A 15,975-nucleotide genomic window follows, 5' to 3' on the forward strand; every position below is an offset into this window, starting at 1 on the left:
ATGAACATCCACGAATACCAAGCGCGTGAGCTTTTCGCCAAATTTGGCGTCGCGACCCAACCCGGAGCGGTTGCTTTTACTCCTGATGAAGCCGAGGCCGTTGCTTCGAAACTCGGAGGAAAGATCGTCGTCAAGGCCCAGATCCACGCGGGCGGACGCGGCAAGGGGACGTTCAAAAACGGTTTCAAGGGCGGCGTGCATCTTTGTGACACCCCGGCCCAGGCTCGTGACCTCGCTTCCCAGATGCTCGGCCAGGTGCTCGTGACGCACCAGACCGGCCCGGAGGGCAAGGAAGTCGGCAAGGTTTTCGTCGGCGAGGCGGTCGACATCACGAAGGAACTGTATTTCGCCATCCTCCTCGACCGCGCCACCTCGGCTCCGGTCGTCATCGCCAGCACCGAGGGCGGCGTGGACATCGAGTCCGTCGCCGAGCACACCCCGGAGAAGATCATTCGCGTGGGCGTGAATCCGGCCCTCGGTCTCATGCCCTTCCAGAGCCGCAAGATCGCCGCGACGCTCGGCCTCACCGGCCCGCTCGCCAACCAGGCGGTCAAGCTGTTCGCCAATCTCTACAAGCTCTTCATCGACTGCGATTGCTCGATGGTCGAGATCAACCCGCTGGTCATCACGGCCAAGGGCGAGCTCCTCGCGCTCGACGCGAAGTTCAACTTTGACGACAACGCTCTTTACCGTCAGCCCGCCATCGTGGCGATGCGCGACAAGAGCGAGGAAGACCCCCGTGAGGTGGCGGCTTCCGAGTACTCGCTGAATTACATCGGACTCGACGGAAACATCGCCTGTCTCGTCAACGGCGCCGGTCTCGCCATGGCGACGATGGACATCATTCAATACGCGGGCGGCAAGCCGGCGAACTTCCTCGACGTCGGCGGCGGCGCGAGCAAGGACCAGGTTTCCGCGGCCTTCCGCATCATCCTCGGCGATGCCAACGTGAAGGGCATCCTCGTGAACATTTTCGGCGGTATCATGGACTGCAACATCATTGCCAACGGCATCGTGGAAGCAGCCCGCGAAACCAGCCTCAGCATCCCGCTCGTCGTTCGCCTGGAAGGCAACAACGTCGAGGCGGGCAAGAAGACGCTCGCGGAGAGCGGCCTCGCCCTCATCACGGGCGACGACATCCTCGACGCCGCCCAGAAGGTCGTCGCCGCGGTCGCCAAGGCTGCCTGATTCACGAAAATGATCAAGGAAGTCGCATTCATCGGATACCCCGTTACGGACGTGGCCCGTGCGCGCGCCTTCTATGAGGGTTTTCTCGGACTCAAGGTTCATTGCGCGGAGGAGATCAAGACCATGCCTGGCATCTGGTGGATCGAGTACGATGTCGCCGGTGTGACGGTTGCGATCTCCAATGCCTGGCCCCCTTCGGGCCAGAGTGGACCCGGGGTGGCATTTGAGGTCGACGATCTCGACGCCTTTGTCGCCAAGACCCGCGAAGCCGGAGTTTCCTTTGCTTTTGAGCCGATGGAGAGCCCGATCTGCCGATTCTTCGGCATCAAGGACCCCGACGGCAACGATATCACCATTCACCAGCGTTCCGCGGATCACCCGGAACATTCCCATTCTTAACCCCACACCATGGCCATCCTCGTCAATCCCGACACGCGCATCCTCATTCAGGGCATCACTGGCAGCTTCGGCGCCAAGCACGCCCAGCTCAGCCTCGACTACGGCACGAAAGTCGTCGCAGGCGTCACCCCCGGTAAAGGCGGCCAGCTTTTCTCGAACGTCGTTCCGATCTTTGACACGGTCGACCAGGCCGTGAAGGAGACGGGCGCCACGGTTTCCGTGGTATTCGTCCCGCCGCCATTCGCTGCGGACGCGATCCTCGAAGGCGTTGACGCCGGTCTCGATCTCGTGGTTGCGATCACCGAGGGCATCCCGGTCAATGACATGGTGAAGGTGAAGCAGGCCATGCGCGGTTCCAAGACCCGCCTCATCGGGCCGAATTGTCCCGGTCTCGTCACTCCCGGCGAGGGAGAGAAGTCCCATGGCGGCTGCCGCATCGGCATCGCTCCCGGCTACATTCATAAGAAGGGCAACGTGGGCGTGGTCTCGCGTTCCGGCACCCTTACGTACGAGGCGGTATGGCAGCTGACCACGCGCGGCTACGGCCAGAGCACCTGCGTCGGCATCGGCGGCGATCCGGTCAACGGCACCTCGCACACCGACGTACTCAAGATGTTCAACGATGACCCGGAAACCGAGGCCATCATCATGATCGGCGAGATCGGCGGCACGGCCGAGGAAGAAGCCGCAGCATGGGCCAAGGAATACTGCAAGAAGCCGATCGCGGCCTTCATCGCCGGCGCCACGGCGCCTCCGGGACGCCGCATGGGCCACGCTGGAGCCATCGTGTCCGGCGGCAAGGGCACAGCGGCCGCCAAGATCGCGGCCCTGGAGGATGCGGGTATTGCCGTTTCCCCGACCCCGGCCGAGATGGCCGACACGCTGATCCGCCACTGGGGCAAATAACCGACGCCAGTCTTTTTCCGGCGCGCTCGCACTCCGGTGTGAGCGCGCTTTTTTTATTCCCGGATCACGGGAAAAGCATGTGCGGGAGGGCATCCGCGAGCGGGAAAAAAGCGTATAACTTTGCCCCCTTTTCGGCCTTTCGCAAGGATCAGGAAGACTTTGAGGAAAAATCGGTTACGAAGGCAGGTTTTGATTGGCGAACCGGGATGAGCGGGGCATACCGTTGGAGAAACCCAATTCGCTTATGCCCGTTACCGCCAAAGGACTCGAAGGTATTATTGCCAACTCCACCCGCCTCAGCGATGTGCTCGGCCAGGAAGGAGTGCTGATATATTCGGGCTACAATATCAATGAGCTCGCTGGCAAAGCGACGTACGAGGAGGTCGTCTATCTCCTCTTCTACGGCGAGCTTCCCAATCAGGAGGAGTTGGATGCGTTCTCGGCCAGTCTCCGCGCCGAGCGTGATCTCCCCGAGGGCGTGGTGGCTTTTCTGAAAACCGCTCCCAAGGACGCCAACCCGATGGACGTCATGCGCACGGCGACTTCCATGCTGGGTCTCTACGATACCGAGGTGACTGGCGATGATCGCGACAAGGCGGACTATCGCCGCGCGATCAGCATCACCGCAAAGATGGGCGTCATTGCGGCCTATTATCATCGCTCCCGGCAGGGACTCGACCTGCCGCCGGTGCGCAAGGATCTCGGCGAGGCGGCGCACTTTCTCTATCTTCTCAATGGCGAGACCCCGAGCGAAGATGCGGCCAAGACGCTGGACGTGGCTTACGTGCTCCATGCCGACCATGGCATGAATGCCTCGACCTTCAGCGCCCGCGTGACCATCGCCACCCTGAGCGACATTTACTCCGCGATCACCTCCGCCATCGGCACCCTCAAGGGCCCCCTCCACGGTGGAGCCAACGAGGGTGTTATTCAGATGCTTCTCGAGATTGGCAGCGAGGACAAGGTGGACGCCTGGGTCGAGGAGCAACTCGTCCAGAAGAAGAAGATCATGGGCATCGGACATCGCGTGTACAAGGTGCTCGATCCCCGCGCGCCTCACCTCCGCGCCATGGCCATCAAGCTTTGCGAGCAGCTCGGCGAGGGTAAATGGATCCGCATGAGCGAGCGCATCGCCACGATCATGAAGGAGCGCAAGGGGCTCAATGCCAACGTCGATTTCTACTCGGCCACGGTCTACTACTCCCTGGGCATCCCGACCGATATGTTTACCCCGATCTTTGCCATCGCCCGCACGAGCGGCTGGACGGCTCACGTCCTCGAGCAGCTCGCGGACAATCGTCTCTATCGTCCACTCAGCGAGTACGTCGGACCGGCGGTGGGCAAGCAGTTTGTCCCCATCGAGCAGCGCTAGGCGTTTTCTCGAGTTTAGGGAGTTCCCAAGGCGGCACGCGGCGAAAGCCGGTGCCGCCTTTTCTTTGTTTCGGAGAGAGGCTTTCGATACATGGCAGACTGGATGGCTGGGAATTTGACCTCAATCCCCGGGGGTTGCCTGACCCTCTCATAAGGCATTTTCGGCCTTGGACTTTCGCGCCGGGTCCATAGAGTGGGGGCATGAATCCTTCGACGCTTTCGGACGATGATTTCTACCCCCTGATCGAGGCTCGTCATTGCGACCCGTTCAAGGTTCTCGGCATCCGGGAGTTGCAAGGCAGTTGGTTTGCCCGCGTACTGCGTCCCGATGCTGCTGAGGTCGTGGTGGTGGATGCGCAGGATTCGTCGCGACGCTTCCCGCTGCAAAAGGTACACGACTGCGGGTTCTTTGAATCCGTCCTGCGTGGAGTCGATGGGCCGTTCGATTATTTCCTGGAGATGAAGAGCTACGCCGGGGTGACGTGGCGGGAGCGGGACGTCTATTCCTTTGGGCCAGTGCTCGGGGAGATGGACATCTATCTCTTCAACGAAGGCACGCACTACGAGGTCTATCGCAAGCTCGGTGCGCACATCATGGAGCTCGGCGGAGTGCGCGGCACGCATTTCGCCGTCTGGGCGCCGAATGCCCAGCGCGTCAGTGTGGTGGGTGACTTTAACAATTGGGATGGCCGTGTGCATCCCATGCGCAAGCTCGTGCCATCCGGCATCTGGGAGATCTTCCTGCCCAACGTGCAGGAGGGCGCCCATTACAAGTTTGAGATTCGCGGGCCGCAGGGTGAGGTGTTTTTGAAGACCGACCCGTTTGCGACCTTTGCCCAGCACGGCACGGAAACGGGCTGCATGGTGTACGACATCAACCGCTACTCCTGGAGCGACTCCGAGTGGATGGAGCAGCGCCCGAAGAAGGATGTTTATAACACCCCGATGAGCATCTACGAGGTGCATCTCGGCTCGTGGCAGCGCATCCCGGAGGATGGGAATCGCTATCTTAGCTATATCGAGCTCGGTGACCGTCTGATTCCCTACGTGAAGGAGATGGGCTTTACCCACATCGAACTCATGCCCGTGATGGAGCACCCCTTTGATGGCTCGTGGGGTTATCAGGTGGTGAACTATTATGCGCCCAGCAGCCGGTTTGGAAATCCGGACGAGTTTCGCAACTTCGTCGACCGCTGCCACCAGGCGGGAATCGGCGTCATCCTCGACTGGGTGCCGGGCCATTTTCCCAAGGACGCGCATGGTCTCGCCCGTTACGATGGTACCTGCCTCTATGAGCATGAAGACCCGCGTCTCGGCGAGCACATGGACTGGGGCACGCTCATTTTCAACTACGGTCGCAATGAGGTGAAAAATTTCCTCATCGGCAACGCCCTCTTCTGGCTCGACGAGTATCATCTCGACGGGTTGCGCGTGGATGCGGTGGCCTCGATGTTGTACCTCGACTATTCCCGCAAGCCCGGCGAATGGGTGCCCAACCGCCATGGTGGTCGCGAGAACCTCGAGGCGATCAGCTTCCTCCAACATTTCAATTCCATCGCCTACGAGCGTTTCCCCGGAGTGATCACCATCGCCGAGGAATCCACCTCCTGGCCCGGCGTCTCCAAGCCGACCTGGGAGGGCGGGCTGGGCTTTGGATTCAAGTGGAACATGGGCTGGATGAACGACAGCCTGCGCTATATCGCGCGCGATCCGATCCACCGGCGTTTCCACCAGGGGGATATTACCTTTTCCATGCTCTACGCCTTCCATGAGCATTTCATCCTCGTGCTGAGTCACGACGAGGTGGTGCATGGCAAGGGGTCGCTCCTCAACAAGATGCCGGGTGACATGTGGCAGAAGTTTGCCAACGTGCGCATGTTCCTTGCCTGGATGTGGGGACACCCGGGCAAGAAGCTCATCTTCCAGGGCATGGAGTTTGGGCAATGGGCCGAGTGGTCGCATGCGCGCAGCCTCGACTGGCACCTGACGAATTTCTCGCTTCACGACGGATTGCGCCGCCTGATCCAGCATATGAACTGGCTCTACCAAAATGAGCCGGCCCTCTCCGACCAGGATGATAGCTATGCGGGATTTGAGTGGATCGACTTCAATGATGCGGACAACACCGTGTGGTCGTTCATCCGCAAGGCCCGCGATGGCAGCGAGATCGTCTTTGTCATTAATGCCACGCCGGTGGTGCGCGGAGCCTATCGCGTGGGGGTCAATAGTGCCGGCTGGTACGAGGAGATCCTTAATACCGATGCGGAAACCTATGGGGGTGGCAATGTTGGCAACTATGGGGGACGGCAGTCGGAGGAATGGGCGTGGCAGGGCAAGCCGCGCTCCATCGCGATCGACCTCCCTCCGCTGGGTGTCGTTGCCTTCAAGTACAAGGGCTGATTTCCCTCGGGAAACCATTGACAAATCGGATGGTTGGGGTGAGCATTAGGCATCACCCCAATGAAACGACTCCGTTCCTCCGCGTTCACGTTGATCGAGCTCCTCGTGGTTATCTCGATCATTGGTATTCTTGCAGCCCTCGCTCTGCCGGCCATCACCAGCGCCCTGACCAAGGGCCAGATGACCCAGACCCTGAGCAACATGAAGCAGCTTCACCTTGCCACCCAGCAGATGGCTCTCGACGCCACCACGACTGGTGACACCAACCTCGGTTGGCCCGGCGACACGGGTGGAACTTGGGCTGGCTGGACGACGAATCTCGTCGGAGGCAATTACCTGACCTCCAGCGATCTGGCGAAGCTCCTCTCCGCTCCGGGTATCATCGTTCCGGTTCCTTCTGCGAGCAATGCCCCGACGAAGAGCGCGCTCCTCCTTTACAATGTGTCGGAGAACAGCGACGGCTCCACGGTTTTCCTTTCCACGGCGAACTTCACCAACAGCGCCTCGGGCGGCACGGCTCCGATCGCCACGGCCAAGCCCTACGGTAACAAGGGATTCGTTGTGTTCCGCAAGGCGGGTGACGGCATCATCCTTCAGCCCCGTCAGGCCGGCAACACGAACCTCGTCGGAATGTTCACGAACACCATCGCGGTGCCGAGCAACTAACGGAACGGTTTAGATCTCATCGACCTCAAAAAGCCCCGCAGCGATGCGGGGCTTTTTCTTTTTCAGCGGCCCTCGTAACGGGGCCGTTTTTGCTCTGGTAATTGCCAAATGGCTCGTTAAAGTATCCGGTTCACGTCAAATCTCATGAAGACAAAGAAAACCTCCTCGAAATCCCCGAAGGCCGCGCCGGATCGTGGTCAACTCACTGACGGGGCCAGCATTCTTGTAAATTGCCTGGAGCGCGAGGGGGTCGACGTCATTTTTGCCTATCCCGGTGGAGCGTCCATGCCGATCCATCAGGCGCTGACCAAGTCCAAGAAGATCCGCGTGATACTACCCCGCCATGAGCAGGGTGGTGTGTTTGCCGCCGAGGGGTATGCCCGCGTGACGGGCAAGGCCGGCGTCTGTATGGCCACCTCCGGCCCGGGCGCGACGAACCTCATCACAGGCATCGCTGATGCCTACATGGACTCGGTGCCACTCGTGGCCATCACGGGTCAGGTGAACCAGGACATGATTGGCCGTGGAGCTTTCCAGGAGACCGACATGTTCGGCCTTACCCTTCCGATCGTGAAGCACAGCTACCTCGTGTGGGACATCAATGACATCCCGCGTATCGTGAAGGAGGCGTTTCACATCGCCCAGAGCGGACGTCCCGGCCCGGTGCTCATCGACATTCCGAAAAACATCCAGAACCAGCGCGCCCAGCCCATCTACCCGAAGGAAGTGTCGCTGCGTGGCTACAATCCCGTGGTGAAGGCTGATGACGTGGCCATCAACGAGATGATCGGCCTGATCCAGAGCGCCAAGAAGCCCGTGATCTACTGCGGTGGCGGTGTGATCACCGGCGAAGCCTCGAAGGAACTCCTTGAGTTCGCCGAGCGCACCCAGATCCCGGTGACGACCACGCTCATGGGCATCGGCTCGTTCCCGGAGACTCATCCGCTTTCGCTCAAGTGGCTCGGCATGCATGGCACCGTGTATGCCAACAATGCCGCCAACGAAGCAGACCTCCTCATCGCCATCGGCGTGCGTTTCGACGACCGCGTGACGGGCAAGGTGGAGAAATTCTGCGAGCACGGCACGATCATCCACATCGACATCGACAACTCCGAGCTGAACAAGAACAAGCTCGTCCGTCTGCCGATCCTGAGCGACCTGAAGTATGCTCTCTCCCGCGCCAACGGAATCCTCGACAAGCAGGGCCTGAAGCGCGCCAAGTCCTTCACCCGCTACCCCGAGTGGTACAAGCTGATCGATGGCTGGAAGAAGAAGCACCCGCTTTCCTACAACGACACGCCTGACGCGATCCAGCCCCAGCACGTGATCAAGCTCCTCAACGAGCTGACCAAGGGCGAGGCCGTGATCACCACGGGCGTGGGTCAGCACCAGATGTGGGCGGGCCAGTTCTACAACTACAGCGAGCCGCGCACCTTTGTGAGCTCCGCCGGTCTCGGTTCGATGGGCTTCGGCTACCCGGCCGCTCTCGGCGCGAAGGTGGCTTTGCCGCACAAGGAAGTCATCGACATCGATGGCGACGGTTCGTTCCTGATGAACGTGCAGGAGCTTGCCACCGCGCACATCGAGGGCATCGCCGCCAAGGCCATCATCCTCAACAACCAGCACCTCGGCATGGTGGTGCAGTGGGAGGATCGCTTCTACTCGAGCAATCGTGGCCACACCTTCCTCGGTGATCCGCGTGATCTGAAGCGCATCTACCCCGACTACGTCGAGATCTGCAAGGGCTTCGGCGTGAAGTGCGAGCGCGTGCTTCACAAGAAGGACCTCCGCGCCGCTGTCCAGCGCATGCTCGACTCCAAGGAAGCCTACGTCCTCGACGTAATGACTCCCTACACCGAGCACGTGCTGCCGATGATCCCGGCCGGTGCCACCTACAAGGACATCATCACCGAGTAGGTTATCGTTTCTTTCGTCCGCCGGGGCCGAGCGCCCCGGCGACGATCCTTAAAGTTCGCGTGGCCTGCGGAGAGTCCGAGTGCACGCAAATGGTGTCCGCCATGTTCAGGCTGACCAATCGCGCCAGCTGGCTGCGAATCTCCTCCGGGTCTTCCAGCACTGCCCCTGCCTCGGTGCGAGGAACCAATGTGCCGTCATCCCGGTAGCGGCGTTCAGCGAAAGCCTCCCCCCAGGTCGTCATTCCCCGCCGCAGCGCCTCGCGGTGAACCCTTGCGCCATGGAGCGCGATGATCCGTAGTCCCGGACAGAATGCCGCGACAAAATCCAGGTACGCTTTTGTTAGCTCCGCGCTTCGGTCGACCTGGTGGTAGAGCGCTCCATGGAGCTTTATGTGGCGGAGCCGGATACGCAGGCTCGTGGCGATGAGTTGCAGCGAGCCAATCTGCTGGGAGAGCAGGCTGGTTAACTCGCGAGGGGAGATGGGGAGTTCCTTTCGCCCAAAATTTACCCGGTCAAAATATCCGGGGTGCGCCCCCGGATGGACCTTCATCCCGGCACAGAGCCGCAGGCAGCGATCCATGGAGGCGAGGTCGCCTGCGTGGCCGCCGCAGGCGATATTGGCCGAGGTGGCATAGTGGAGCAAGGCGCGGGTCCGGGCGGCGGATTCGCCTTCGCCGAGATCGCAATTGATGTCTTTCATGGTGAGCCGAGTTGAAACTGAAAACGGGTGCCGGGCGCGCACTGGGCGAGACGGTCGAGATCGGGAGGCGAGACGGAAGCCAGCCGGGCATAACCGCCCACGGTGGGTCCGTCCCGCATGAGGATGATCGGTTGTCCGCTTGGGGGGACCTGGATGGTCCCGGTCAGGACGGGACCGCTCAGGATGCCTGGGGGACCGCCGGGGAGAGATGCCCCTTGGAGACGATATCCTGTGCGATCACTCTGGGCGGAAACTTCCCAGTCCCCTTCCAGAAGGCGGGTGCGCGAAGATTCGGGGAAAGCCTCCCATTCCGGCCCGGGCCAGATCTCGATATTAGCGGGGTGTCTCCAGTCGGGAATGGCTTCTGGAGAGAGGAAACGGCCGGCGATCGTATTGGTCCGAAAATCGCGGGAGCGTCGTATGATGTCGCCGGGGCGCAGCATCCGGCCAATGCCCGCCCGTTGATAGACGCTTGCGCTGCCCAGGAAATGCGGCGCGTCCATTTCGCCCTCGAGGGCAACATAGCACCACAACCCACTCTTCGCGCCTCGGAGGTGTACGCTCTCCCCTGGGGTGAGGCGCAGGGTTCTCCATAGGGGGTGGCTCGCTGAGGCATCGGCGCCAGTCAGGGCTATGGTGACGCTGGCAAGGGCGCGAAATATTGCACGCCCGAAGGCGATTTCCAGCACGGGAGATTCATCGCGATTTCCCACCAGCCGGTTGGCCTGGCGCAGGGATTCCTGATCCATCGCTCCGCTTGAAGGTACTCCGAAAGAGCGCCATCCCTTGCGGCCTGCATCCTGTATGCTGGCGGCCGGAGCCTCGAGAATTTCCAAGGCCGGCGTACTCATGAGACGGGTTCGAACTTTACTCTGTCACCCAGGGCGAAGCGGAAAGCCGTTGCGTTGTCACGTGTCGGATCAAAAAGAGCTTCCGGCGTCCTTCCCAGCAGCCACCAGCCACCGGGCGAGGCGATACTGTAGAGGCCCGTGTGGGTGCCGCCGATGCCGATGCTGCCTGCTTCAACCCGAAGGCGGGGAGTCTCCCGGCGTGCCAGATGCAGGCGCGGGTCGAGCGGTCCGAGATACGCAAAGCCTGGAGCGAAACCCACCAGAAACACATCATAGGTCGGAGCGGAGTGGATCTCGATTACCTCTGCCTCGCACAGGCCTGTGCGATGGGCGAATTCCCCCAAGTCGGGGCCGTCGTAGCTCATTGGGAGCCGGTGCAACCGCGCACCCTCTCCGGGAATGGGACGAGCTTTCGAGACGGCTTCCCTGGCGAGGTGCTTGCCCGAGGAAAGAAAGTCTACACCCGGAAGATCGATCAAAATCTCTCCGTAGCCGGGCACGAACTCTGTCCCGTCTGGAAATCCGGCCGCATTCAATGAGGCAAGCAAGCCGCGGCAACGCTCCAGAGAGAGGAGAGTGGCGGAGCTGGCGAAGCGTACGATGAGGGCCGAAGGCCCCCAATGCTCGATGGCGACGTGGTCCATGGGGTAAATCCCTAAAAAGATACAGGCCACCGCGACGAATGCCACGGTGGCCTGTTGTTCCCCCCAGAACAGTTTCCAAAGTATGCAATCGCTCCCAACACGCAAGGGAAATTCTCGAAATTTTCTATAGAGGGGGATTTTTCAGCCAGCGAACGTCGTGGGAGAGCATATTCTCCCCGTCAAAAACGAAGTATCCCTCGAATTCCCCTCCCGCGATCACTCCGGGCAGCCAATGGGCGTCGTCTGCCCACATCTCATCATAGGGAATGGCGTCGAGCGGAGTCCAGATCGGCAGAGCCTCTGGTGTTTCCATCGGGATGCCCCGGTAGTCGGGAGAGACGAATACGCTGCAGGTGAGGCTATAGCCGTCGAGGAACTGAAAATGCAGTCGGCCCCGCCATTCCGGGGAGAGCGGAGTGATACGGAGTTCCTCGATGGTCTCTCGCACGGCGGCTTCCTCGGGTGTTTCGCCGGGTTCCAGCCGGCCTCCGGGACCGTTGATCTTTCCAGCGCCAAGGCCCCGCTTTTTGCGAATCAGCAGGATCTGGCCGTCCTTGATGACAAAAAGCAATGTTGCCCGTTCCTTTGGCTCCCAGGTCGTCCAGTCCACATTCATTGTGCCGGTCACCATACGGAGAGCCGCCGCTGGTGACAATGGCGGGAATTTCTTGTCATAAATTTCACGAATTGTTAGTGTTAGCTCACCGTAATGAGCACGATCCATGTGCTAAAAAACGGGGAAAAATGGGGGCCGTACACCACGGAGGAACTCGAGGGTCACGTGGAGCAGGGGACTTTTACCTCCGAGGATCTCGTCTGGTGGGAAGGTTTGGAAGACTGGCAGCCGCTGTCTTCGTTGTTTGAGGAAGAGGAGCCGCCTGATTTCGAATGTGATGGAGTGCGAGTTTTCGCCGATCGCTTGGAGCTGGACGGAGTGAGCCTTCTGGCTCCCTTGATTTTACGAGCGTCCGTGCAGAGACAAAGAAACCGCCGGGTCAAACCCGTCATCGGGGCGGTCCTGGTCGGTGTGTTCGCCGTCTGCGTCGCCTTTGTGCCGATCCCGCGCCAGAACCATACGGAATGGATCATCTGGGGGCTGGTCCTTCTCGGCTTGGTGATCTGGTGTTTACGGCTGATGTATGCCGGACTGGGAGGGGGGCGTTCGCTCCTTATCGTGGATCTCGCCGATGGCAATGAGCGGATACGGCAGGTCGATCCCGCCATCGCACCCCAGCTTGAGGAAGCTCTCGGGCGAGTCATCGTGACAGGTCGAGCCGGTTTCCCGGCGGCCCCAAATCAAGCGAGCTGACGCGAGCCGCGCACAGGGTCGGGGCTGGCGTATCTTCTGTCACATTCTCCGGAGTGTTGCGCTTCCCAAAGGCCGGGAGCCATAGTAGAAGGCGTCGCTCACATGATTGCTTTCCTGCCGATTCTGGCCGCTGCTGCGATTTCCACCGGAGGTTCCCCTGCGGAACTCGCGATTGCCTTTGTCACCCTCTGCGTTCTCGAGGTCGTGCTCGGCATCGACAACATCATCTTCATCTCCATCCTGGCCTCGAAGCTGCCGAAGCACCAGCAGGCCAAGGCGCGTCTCATCGGCCTTTCGCTGGCGATGATCACCCGCGTGCTGCTGCTTTTGTCCATTTCCTGGATGGCAACGCTGGTGAAGCCGCTCTTTGAGGTATTCGGGCATGGCGTGACCGGGCGTGATCTCATCCTGGTCCTCGGTGGTTTGTTCCTGGTCTGGAAGAGCACGCACGAAATCCATGCCAAGCTTGAGGGAGCCGAGGAGGAGCACTCTGTCGGCCGGGCTGCGGCGGCCTTCTCGACCACCATCGTCCAGATCGTCCTGATCGACATCGTCTTCTCGCTGGATTCCGTCATCACGGCGGTGGGAATGGTCAATAACATCCCGATCATGATCGCGGCAGTGATCGTGGCGGTGATCTTCATGATGTTCTGCTCCGGGCCGATCAGTGATTTCGTGGACCGCCACCCGACGATCAAGATGCTGGCGCTCAGCTTCCTCCTGCTCATTGGCGTGGCCTTGATCGCAGACGGATGCGGCCAGCATGTGCCGAAGGGCTACATTTACTTTGCCATGGGCTTCTCTGTCTTCGTGGAATTTCTCAACATCCGCATGGGCCGGGGCAAGGAAAAGCCGGTCAAGCTGCACCAGCAGATCTCCGAGTAAGGAGGGTTTTGCATGCAGAGGCCGGGATTTGGGCTAAGATAGGAAGATGAGCGAAGTTTCCGAAGATCAGGATCGCGGGATCGAAGTCAGGACATATTTTGCCCGGGTTCGCAACGCGCTGGTCGCGCGGGCGGATTTTGGCGAGTTGTATGCCAGCCTTTACCTGCACCAGATGGATGCGGGTATCCGCCTGGAGCCCGTCATGGACGATCTCCTGCGCGAGGCCCTCGCCGCGGTGACGCTGCATTGCGCCTCGCGTCCCTGGAAGGAGACGGTGGCTTGGACGGTGAACTTCCAGCATCCACTGGCCAATGTCTTTGTCTCCGGCGACAATCGTCTCGGCACCGTGGTGGGCAACATCTTCACGGAGAACGTCCGGGAGACGGACAAAAATCTTTTCTACGCCGATGTCGTGACCGAGGACCAGCCGCAGCGGCGCAGCGTGGTGGAGTTTGAAGGTGGCAGCTTTTTCCGGGCGATGGAAAAATTCTATGAGCAGAGCGAGCAGCGTGTGGTACGGATCTTTCCGTACGACGAGGAGGAGTTTGTCCTCATCGCGGCCCAGCCCGATTGCGATATCGAGTGGCTCAAGGGCCTCGATGCAGAGGCGGTAAAGACGCTCGACAAGGATGTGGAGCTACGGTTGCTCGAGCAGCGGTACTACCGTTTTGCCTGCGGCTGCAACCAGGACCGCATGCTCGCGATGCTGGCGCCGGTTATGCGGCACCAGCCCGAGGATTTATTTCAGGGCGAGGAAACGATCCGCGTGAGCTGCCCGCGTTGCGGCGCGAGGCACACGATCACGCGGGAATCTCTCGAGGCCCGGATCGCGACGGAGAAGTCGTCTGGTTAGTTGGACGACTTCTTGGTCGGGCACTGCGACGACTGGACAGGGCACTGCTGGGCCTTGGTCTTGCACTGGGTCTTGGAGACGCAGCACGAAGCGCCCTTGGCGGGACAGACACCCTTGCCTGCCGGGGCCGGCTCAGGCTTGCTGGCGCAACCGCCTGCGAAGGCGACGAGGGCGACCGATGCGGCGAGAGTAGTGAGGAAGTTCTTCATGACGTTCGTATTATAACGCGGGAAAACGCGTTTTCATGTTTTTTTGACCGTCTTTTTCTTCGCTGGTCTGGCCTTTTCCTCCCGGACCTGGCGCTCGGCTTCGACCCAGTCGGAGTGTTCGTCTCCCGGCCAGCCATGGTGGCGGCGGCGTTCGGAGATGAAGTAAGCCCGGAGGCTGATCTCCTCGACCGAGATGACGACCTCGACCGGGGCGGCCTCTTTCTTGGGGCGGGGCGCAGCGGGGCGTTTGGCGCGAGCCTTGGGCTTGGGGGATTCCTCCGCGACGACAACGGGCGTGGCTTCAGCCTTTGGCAGTGCTGCCGCCGGTTCTACCGGTGCGGGAGTCGCCGTGATGATTGCCTTCTTTGGTTTAGCCTTTTTGGGCTCCGGGGATTTTTCCTTCTTTTTCTCTTTTGACATATTCCCTCCGTTAACGAATCCGGTTTTCCTCGCGGGTGGGAGGAGTTGCAAAATAAATCTTCAAAAATTTCATTGCTAAAATACCTTAGGGTCATGGCCGCATTTCTTTTGAGATGGCTGGTGACAACGGTTGCGGTGCTCGCCGCAGCGCATGTTATCCCGGGTATTCGCTACGACAACTGGGGTTCTCTGCTGGGGGCGTCGCTCCTCCTGGGGATTATCAACGCCTTTGTGCGTCCTGTGCTCCTGTTGCTCAGCATCCCATGGATCATCATCACGATGGGGCTGTTCATTTTTGTCGTGAATGCCCTGCTGCTGATGCTGGTGGCGGCGATGGTTCCCTCCTTCCATGTGGATGGGTTCTGGAGCGCCTTCTTTGGTGCGATCATCGTCAGCCTGGTGAGCTGGCTCTTGAGCTCCTTCTTCCGCGGCAGTGACGGGCACATCTATGCGATCACCCACCACTCCGCTCCTGCGGGCATGAAGAGGGCCAGCGCACGGGTGATCAAATGACGTATTGCCTGAGCCTTCACTGTAGTGAGGGGCTTGTCTTTCTCTCGGATTCACGCACGACGGCGGGCATCGACAATGTGACGCTGCATCCGAAGATGCGCATCTATGAGCGCGAGGGCGACCGCGTGCTGTGCATCCTGAGCTCCGGCAATCTCTCCATCACCCAATCCGTCTCGGCCTTCATTGACCGCGACATGGAACGCGCGGTCGGAGAGGCCGGCGGGTGCTGCCTGATGAACCAGCATAATCTCTACGAGACGGCCCGCTATGTGGGGGAGCGCATCCGTGAGGTGCGACATCTCGACGCCGACGCGCTGCGGCAGGGCGGGTTGGATTTCAATATCAACCTGATCGTGGGCGGGCAGATCGGCTCCCAGCCGCCGGAGATTTACCAGGTCTATGCCGAGGGCAATGCCATTCATGCCAGCCGGGAGTCGCCCTTTCTCCAGATCGGCGAGCTGAAATATGGCAAGCCGATCCTCGACCGGGGATTCACTTACGACACACCGCTGCACGAGGCGGTGAAATTTGGACTGCTCTCGCTCGACTCGACGGCGAAAAGCAATCTTTCGGTCGGCACCCCCTTTGAGTTGTTCTGTTATCGGGCGGGCGACCTCCGGGTGAGCCATCGCATGGTGTTTCCGGAGGATCATCCCTACTTGAAGGATTTACGCGACCGGTGGCAGAATGGATTAATTCAGCTTGTGCATGAGATTCCGCCGCTAGACTGTCTCCTGCGATGAG

At 60.4% G+C, this 15,975-nt stretch carries 18 protein-coding genes; 12 read left to right on the forward strand and 6 right to left on the reverse strand.

Annotation, left to right across the window (positions count from 1 at the left end; all coding sequences use genetic code 11):
* From sucC to ilvB, 7 genes are all read left to right on the forward strand, one after another.
* The gene (sucC, locus tag TSACC_RS02845) at positions 1–1,188 is read left to right on the forward strand and encodes an ADP-forming succinate--CoA ligase subunit beta (RefSeq protein ID WP_075077886.1); all 1,188 of its coding nucleotides are present in this window, start codon (positions 1–3) and stop codon (positions 1,186–1,188) included.
* A gap of 9 nt (positions 1,189–1,197) precedes the next feature.
* Positions 1,198–1,587: a VOC family protein gene (locus TSACC_RS02850; RefSeq protein ID WP_075077887.1), complete on the forward strand. Its 390-nt coding sequence runs from the start codon at positions 1,198–1,200 to the stop codon at positions 1,585–1,587.
* Between the two features lie 9 nt (positions 1,588–1,596).
* The gene (gene sucD / locus TSACC_RS02855; RefSeq protein WP_075077888.1) at positions 1,597–2,493 is read left to right on the forward strand and encodes a succinate--CoA ligase subunit alpha; all 897 of its coding nucleotides are present in this window, start codon (positions 1,597–1,599) and stop codon (positions 2,491–2,493) included.
* A gap of 244 nt (positions 2,494–2,737) precedes the next feature.
* A complete protein-coding gene (locus tag TSACC_RS02860; RefSeq protein WP_075077889.1) occupies positions 2,738–3,865 on the forward strand; it encodes a citrate synthase in 1,128 nt (375 codons plus the stop codon).
* A 200-nt stretch (positions 3,866–4,065) separates the two neighbouring features.
* Positions 4,066–6,264, forward strand: a complete 2,199-nt coding sequence (glgB, locus tag TSACC_RS02865; protein WP_075077890.1) for a 1,4-alpha-glucan branching protein GlgB — start codon at positions 4,066–4,068, stop codon at positions 6,262–6,264.
* Positions 6,265–6,324: 60 nt separating this feature from the next.
* Complete coding sequence (locus TSACC_RS22600) at positions 6,325–6,930, forward strand: type II secretion system protein (protein WP_075077891.1); 606 nt, start codon at positions 6,325–6,327, stop codon at positions 6,928–6,930.
* A 144-nt stretch (positions 6,931–7,074) separates the two neighbouring features.
* Positions 7,075–8,847, forward strand: a complete 1,773-nt coding sequence (gene ilvB / locus TSACC_RS02875; protein WP_075077892.1) for a biosynthetic-type acetolactate synthase large subunit — start codon at positions 7,075–7,077, stop codon at positions 8,845–8,847.
* Between the two features lies 1 nt (position 8,848).
* Here ilvB and TSACC_RS02880 read toward each other — a convergent pair whose 3' ends face one another.
* The 4 genes from TSACC_RS02880 to TSACC_RS02895 form a co-directional block, all read right to left on the reverse strand.
* On the reverse strand, positions 8,849–9,547 hold the full coding sequence (locus TSACC_RS02880; RefSeq protein ID WP_075077893.1) for a 5-oxoprolinase subunit PxpA: 699 nt from the start codon (positions 9,545–9,547) through the stop codon (positions 8,849–8,851).
* On the reverse strand, positions 9,544–10,398 hold the full coding sequence (locus tag TSACC_RS02885) for a 5-oxoprolinase subunit C family protein (RefSeq protein WP_075077894.1): 855 nt from the start codon (positions 10,396–10,398) through the stop codon (positions 9,544–9,546). Before TSACC_RS02885 ends, TSACC_RS02880 begins: the two co-directional genes overlap by 4 nt.
* Positions 10,395–11,042, reverse strand: coding sequence for a 5-oxoprolinase subunit B family protein (locus TSACC_RS02890; protein WP_075080555.1), 648 nt, complete (start codon positions 11,040–11,042; stop codon positions 10,395–10,397). The genes TSACC_RS02885 and TSACC_RS02890 overlap by 4 nt, the downstream gene beginning before the upstream one ends.
* A 124-nt stretch (positions 11,043–11,166) precedes the next feature.
* A complete protein-coding gene (locus TSACC_RS02895; RefSeq protein WP_237763892.1) occupies positions 11,167–11,766 on the reverse strand; it encodes an 8-oxo-dGTP diphosphatase in 600 nt (199 codons plus the stop codon).
* Between TSACC_RS02895 and TSACC_RS02900 the strand changes: the two genes are divergently transcribed.
* The 3 genes from TSACC_RS02900 to TSACC_RS02910 all read left to right on the forward strand — a co-directional run bounded on the left by TSACC_RS02900 (position 11,752) and on the right by TSACC_RS02910 (position 14,089).
* The gene (locus TSACC_RS02900; RefSeq protein ID WP_075077896.1) at positions 11,752–12,351 is read left to right on the forward strand and encodes a DUF4339 domain-containing protein; all 600 of its coding nucleotides are present in this window, start codon (positions 11,752–11,754) and stop codon (positions 12,349–12,351) included. The two genes, TSACC_RS02895 and TSACC_RS02900, sit on opposite strands and share 15 nt — an antisense overlap.
* 102 nt (positions 12,352–12,453) lie before the next feature.
* Complete coding sequence (locus TSACC_RS02905; RefSeq protein WP_075077897.1) at positions 12,454–13,236, forward strand: TerC family protein; 783 nt, start codon at positions 12,454–12,456, stop codon at positions 13,234–13,236.
* 46 nt (positions 13,237–13,282) lie between these two features.
* Entirely contained in the window at positions 13,283–14,089 is an 807-nt protein-coding gene (locus tag TSACC_RS02910; RefSeq protein ID WP_075077898.1) for an Hsp33 family molecular chaperone HslO, read from the forward strand.
* On the opposite strand, the gene TSACC_RS21595 is transcribed toward TSACC_RS02910, so the two are convergent.
* Together TSACC_RS21595 and TSACC_RS02920 are read right to left on the reverse strand one after the other, a co-directional pair.
* Positions 14,086–14,298, reverse strand: coding sequence for a hypothetical protein (locus TSACC_RS21595; RefSeq protein ID WP_153811220.1), 213 nt, complete (start codon positions 14,296–14,298; stop codon positions 14,086–14,088). The genes TSACC_RS02910 and TSACC_RS21595 overlap by 4 nt on opposite strands.
* Before the next feature lie 33 nt (positions 14,299–14,331).
* Positions 14,332–14,718: a hypothetical protein gene (locus tag TSACC_RS02920; RefSeq protein WP_075077900.1), complete on the reverse strand. Its 387-nt coding sequence runs from the start codon at positions 14,716–14,718 to the stop codon at positions 14,332–14,334.
* A 93-nt stretch (positions 14,719–14,811) separates the two neighbouring features.
* Here TSACC_RS02920 and TSACC_RS02925 point away from each other — a divergent pair, with 93 nt between their 5' ends.
* Positions 14,812–15,231 (forward strand): phage holin family protein, encoded by a 420-nt coding sequence (locus TSACC_RS02925; protein ID WP_075077901.1) that lies wholly within the window; start codon positions 14,812–14,814, stop codon positions 15,229–15,231.
* Entirely contained in the window at positions 15,228–15,974 is a 747-nt protein-coding gene (locus TSACC_RS02930) for a proteasome-type protease (protein WP_075077902.1), read from the forward strand. Before TSACC_RS02925 ends, TSACC_RS02930 begins: the two co-directional genes overlap by 4 nt.
* Position 15,975 lies beyond the last annotated feature (1 nt).

Source organism: Terrimicrobium sacchariphilum, assembly GCF_001613545.1.
In the GTDB taxonomy this organism is placed as follows: domain Bacteria; phylum Verrucomicrobiota; class Verrucomicrobiia; order Chthoniobacterales; family Terrimicrobiaceae; genus Terrimicrobium; species Terrimicrobium sacchariphilum.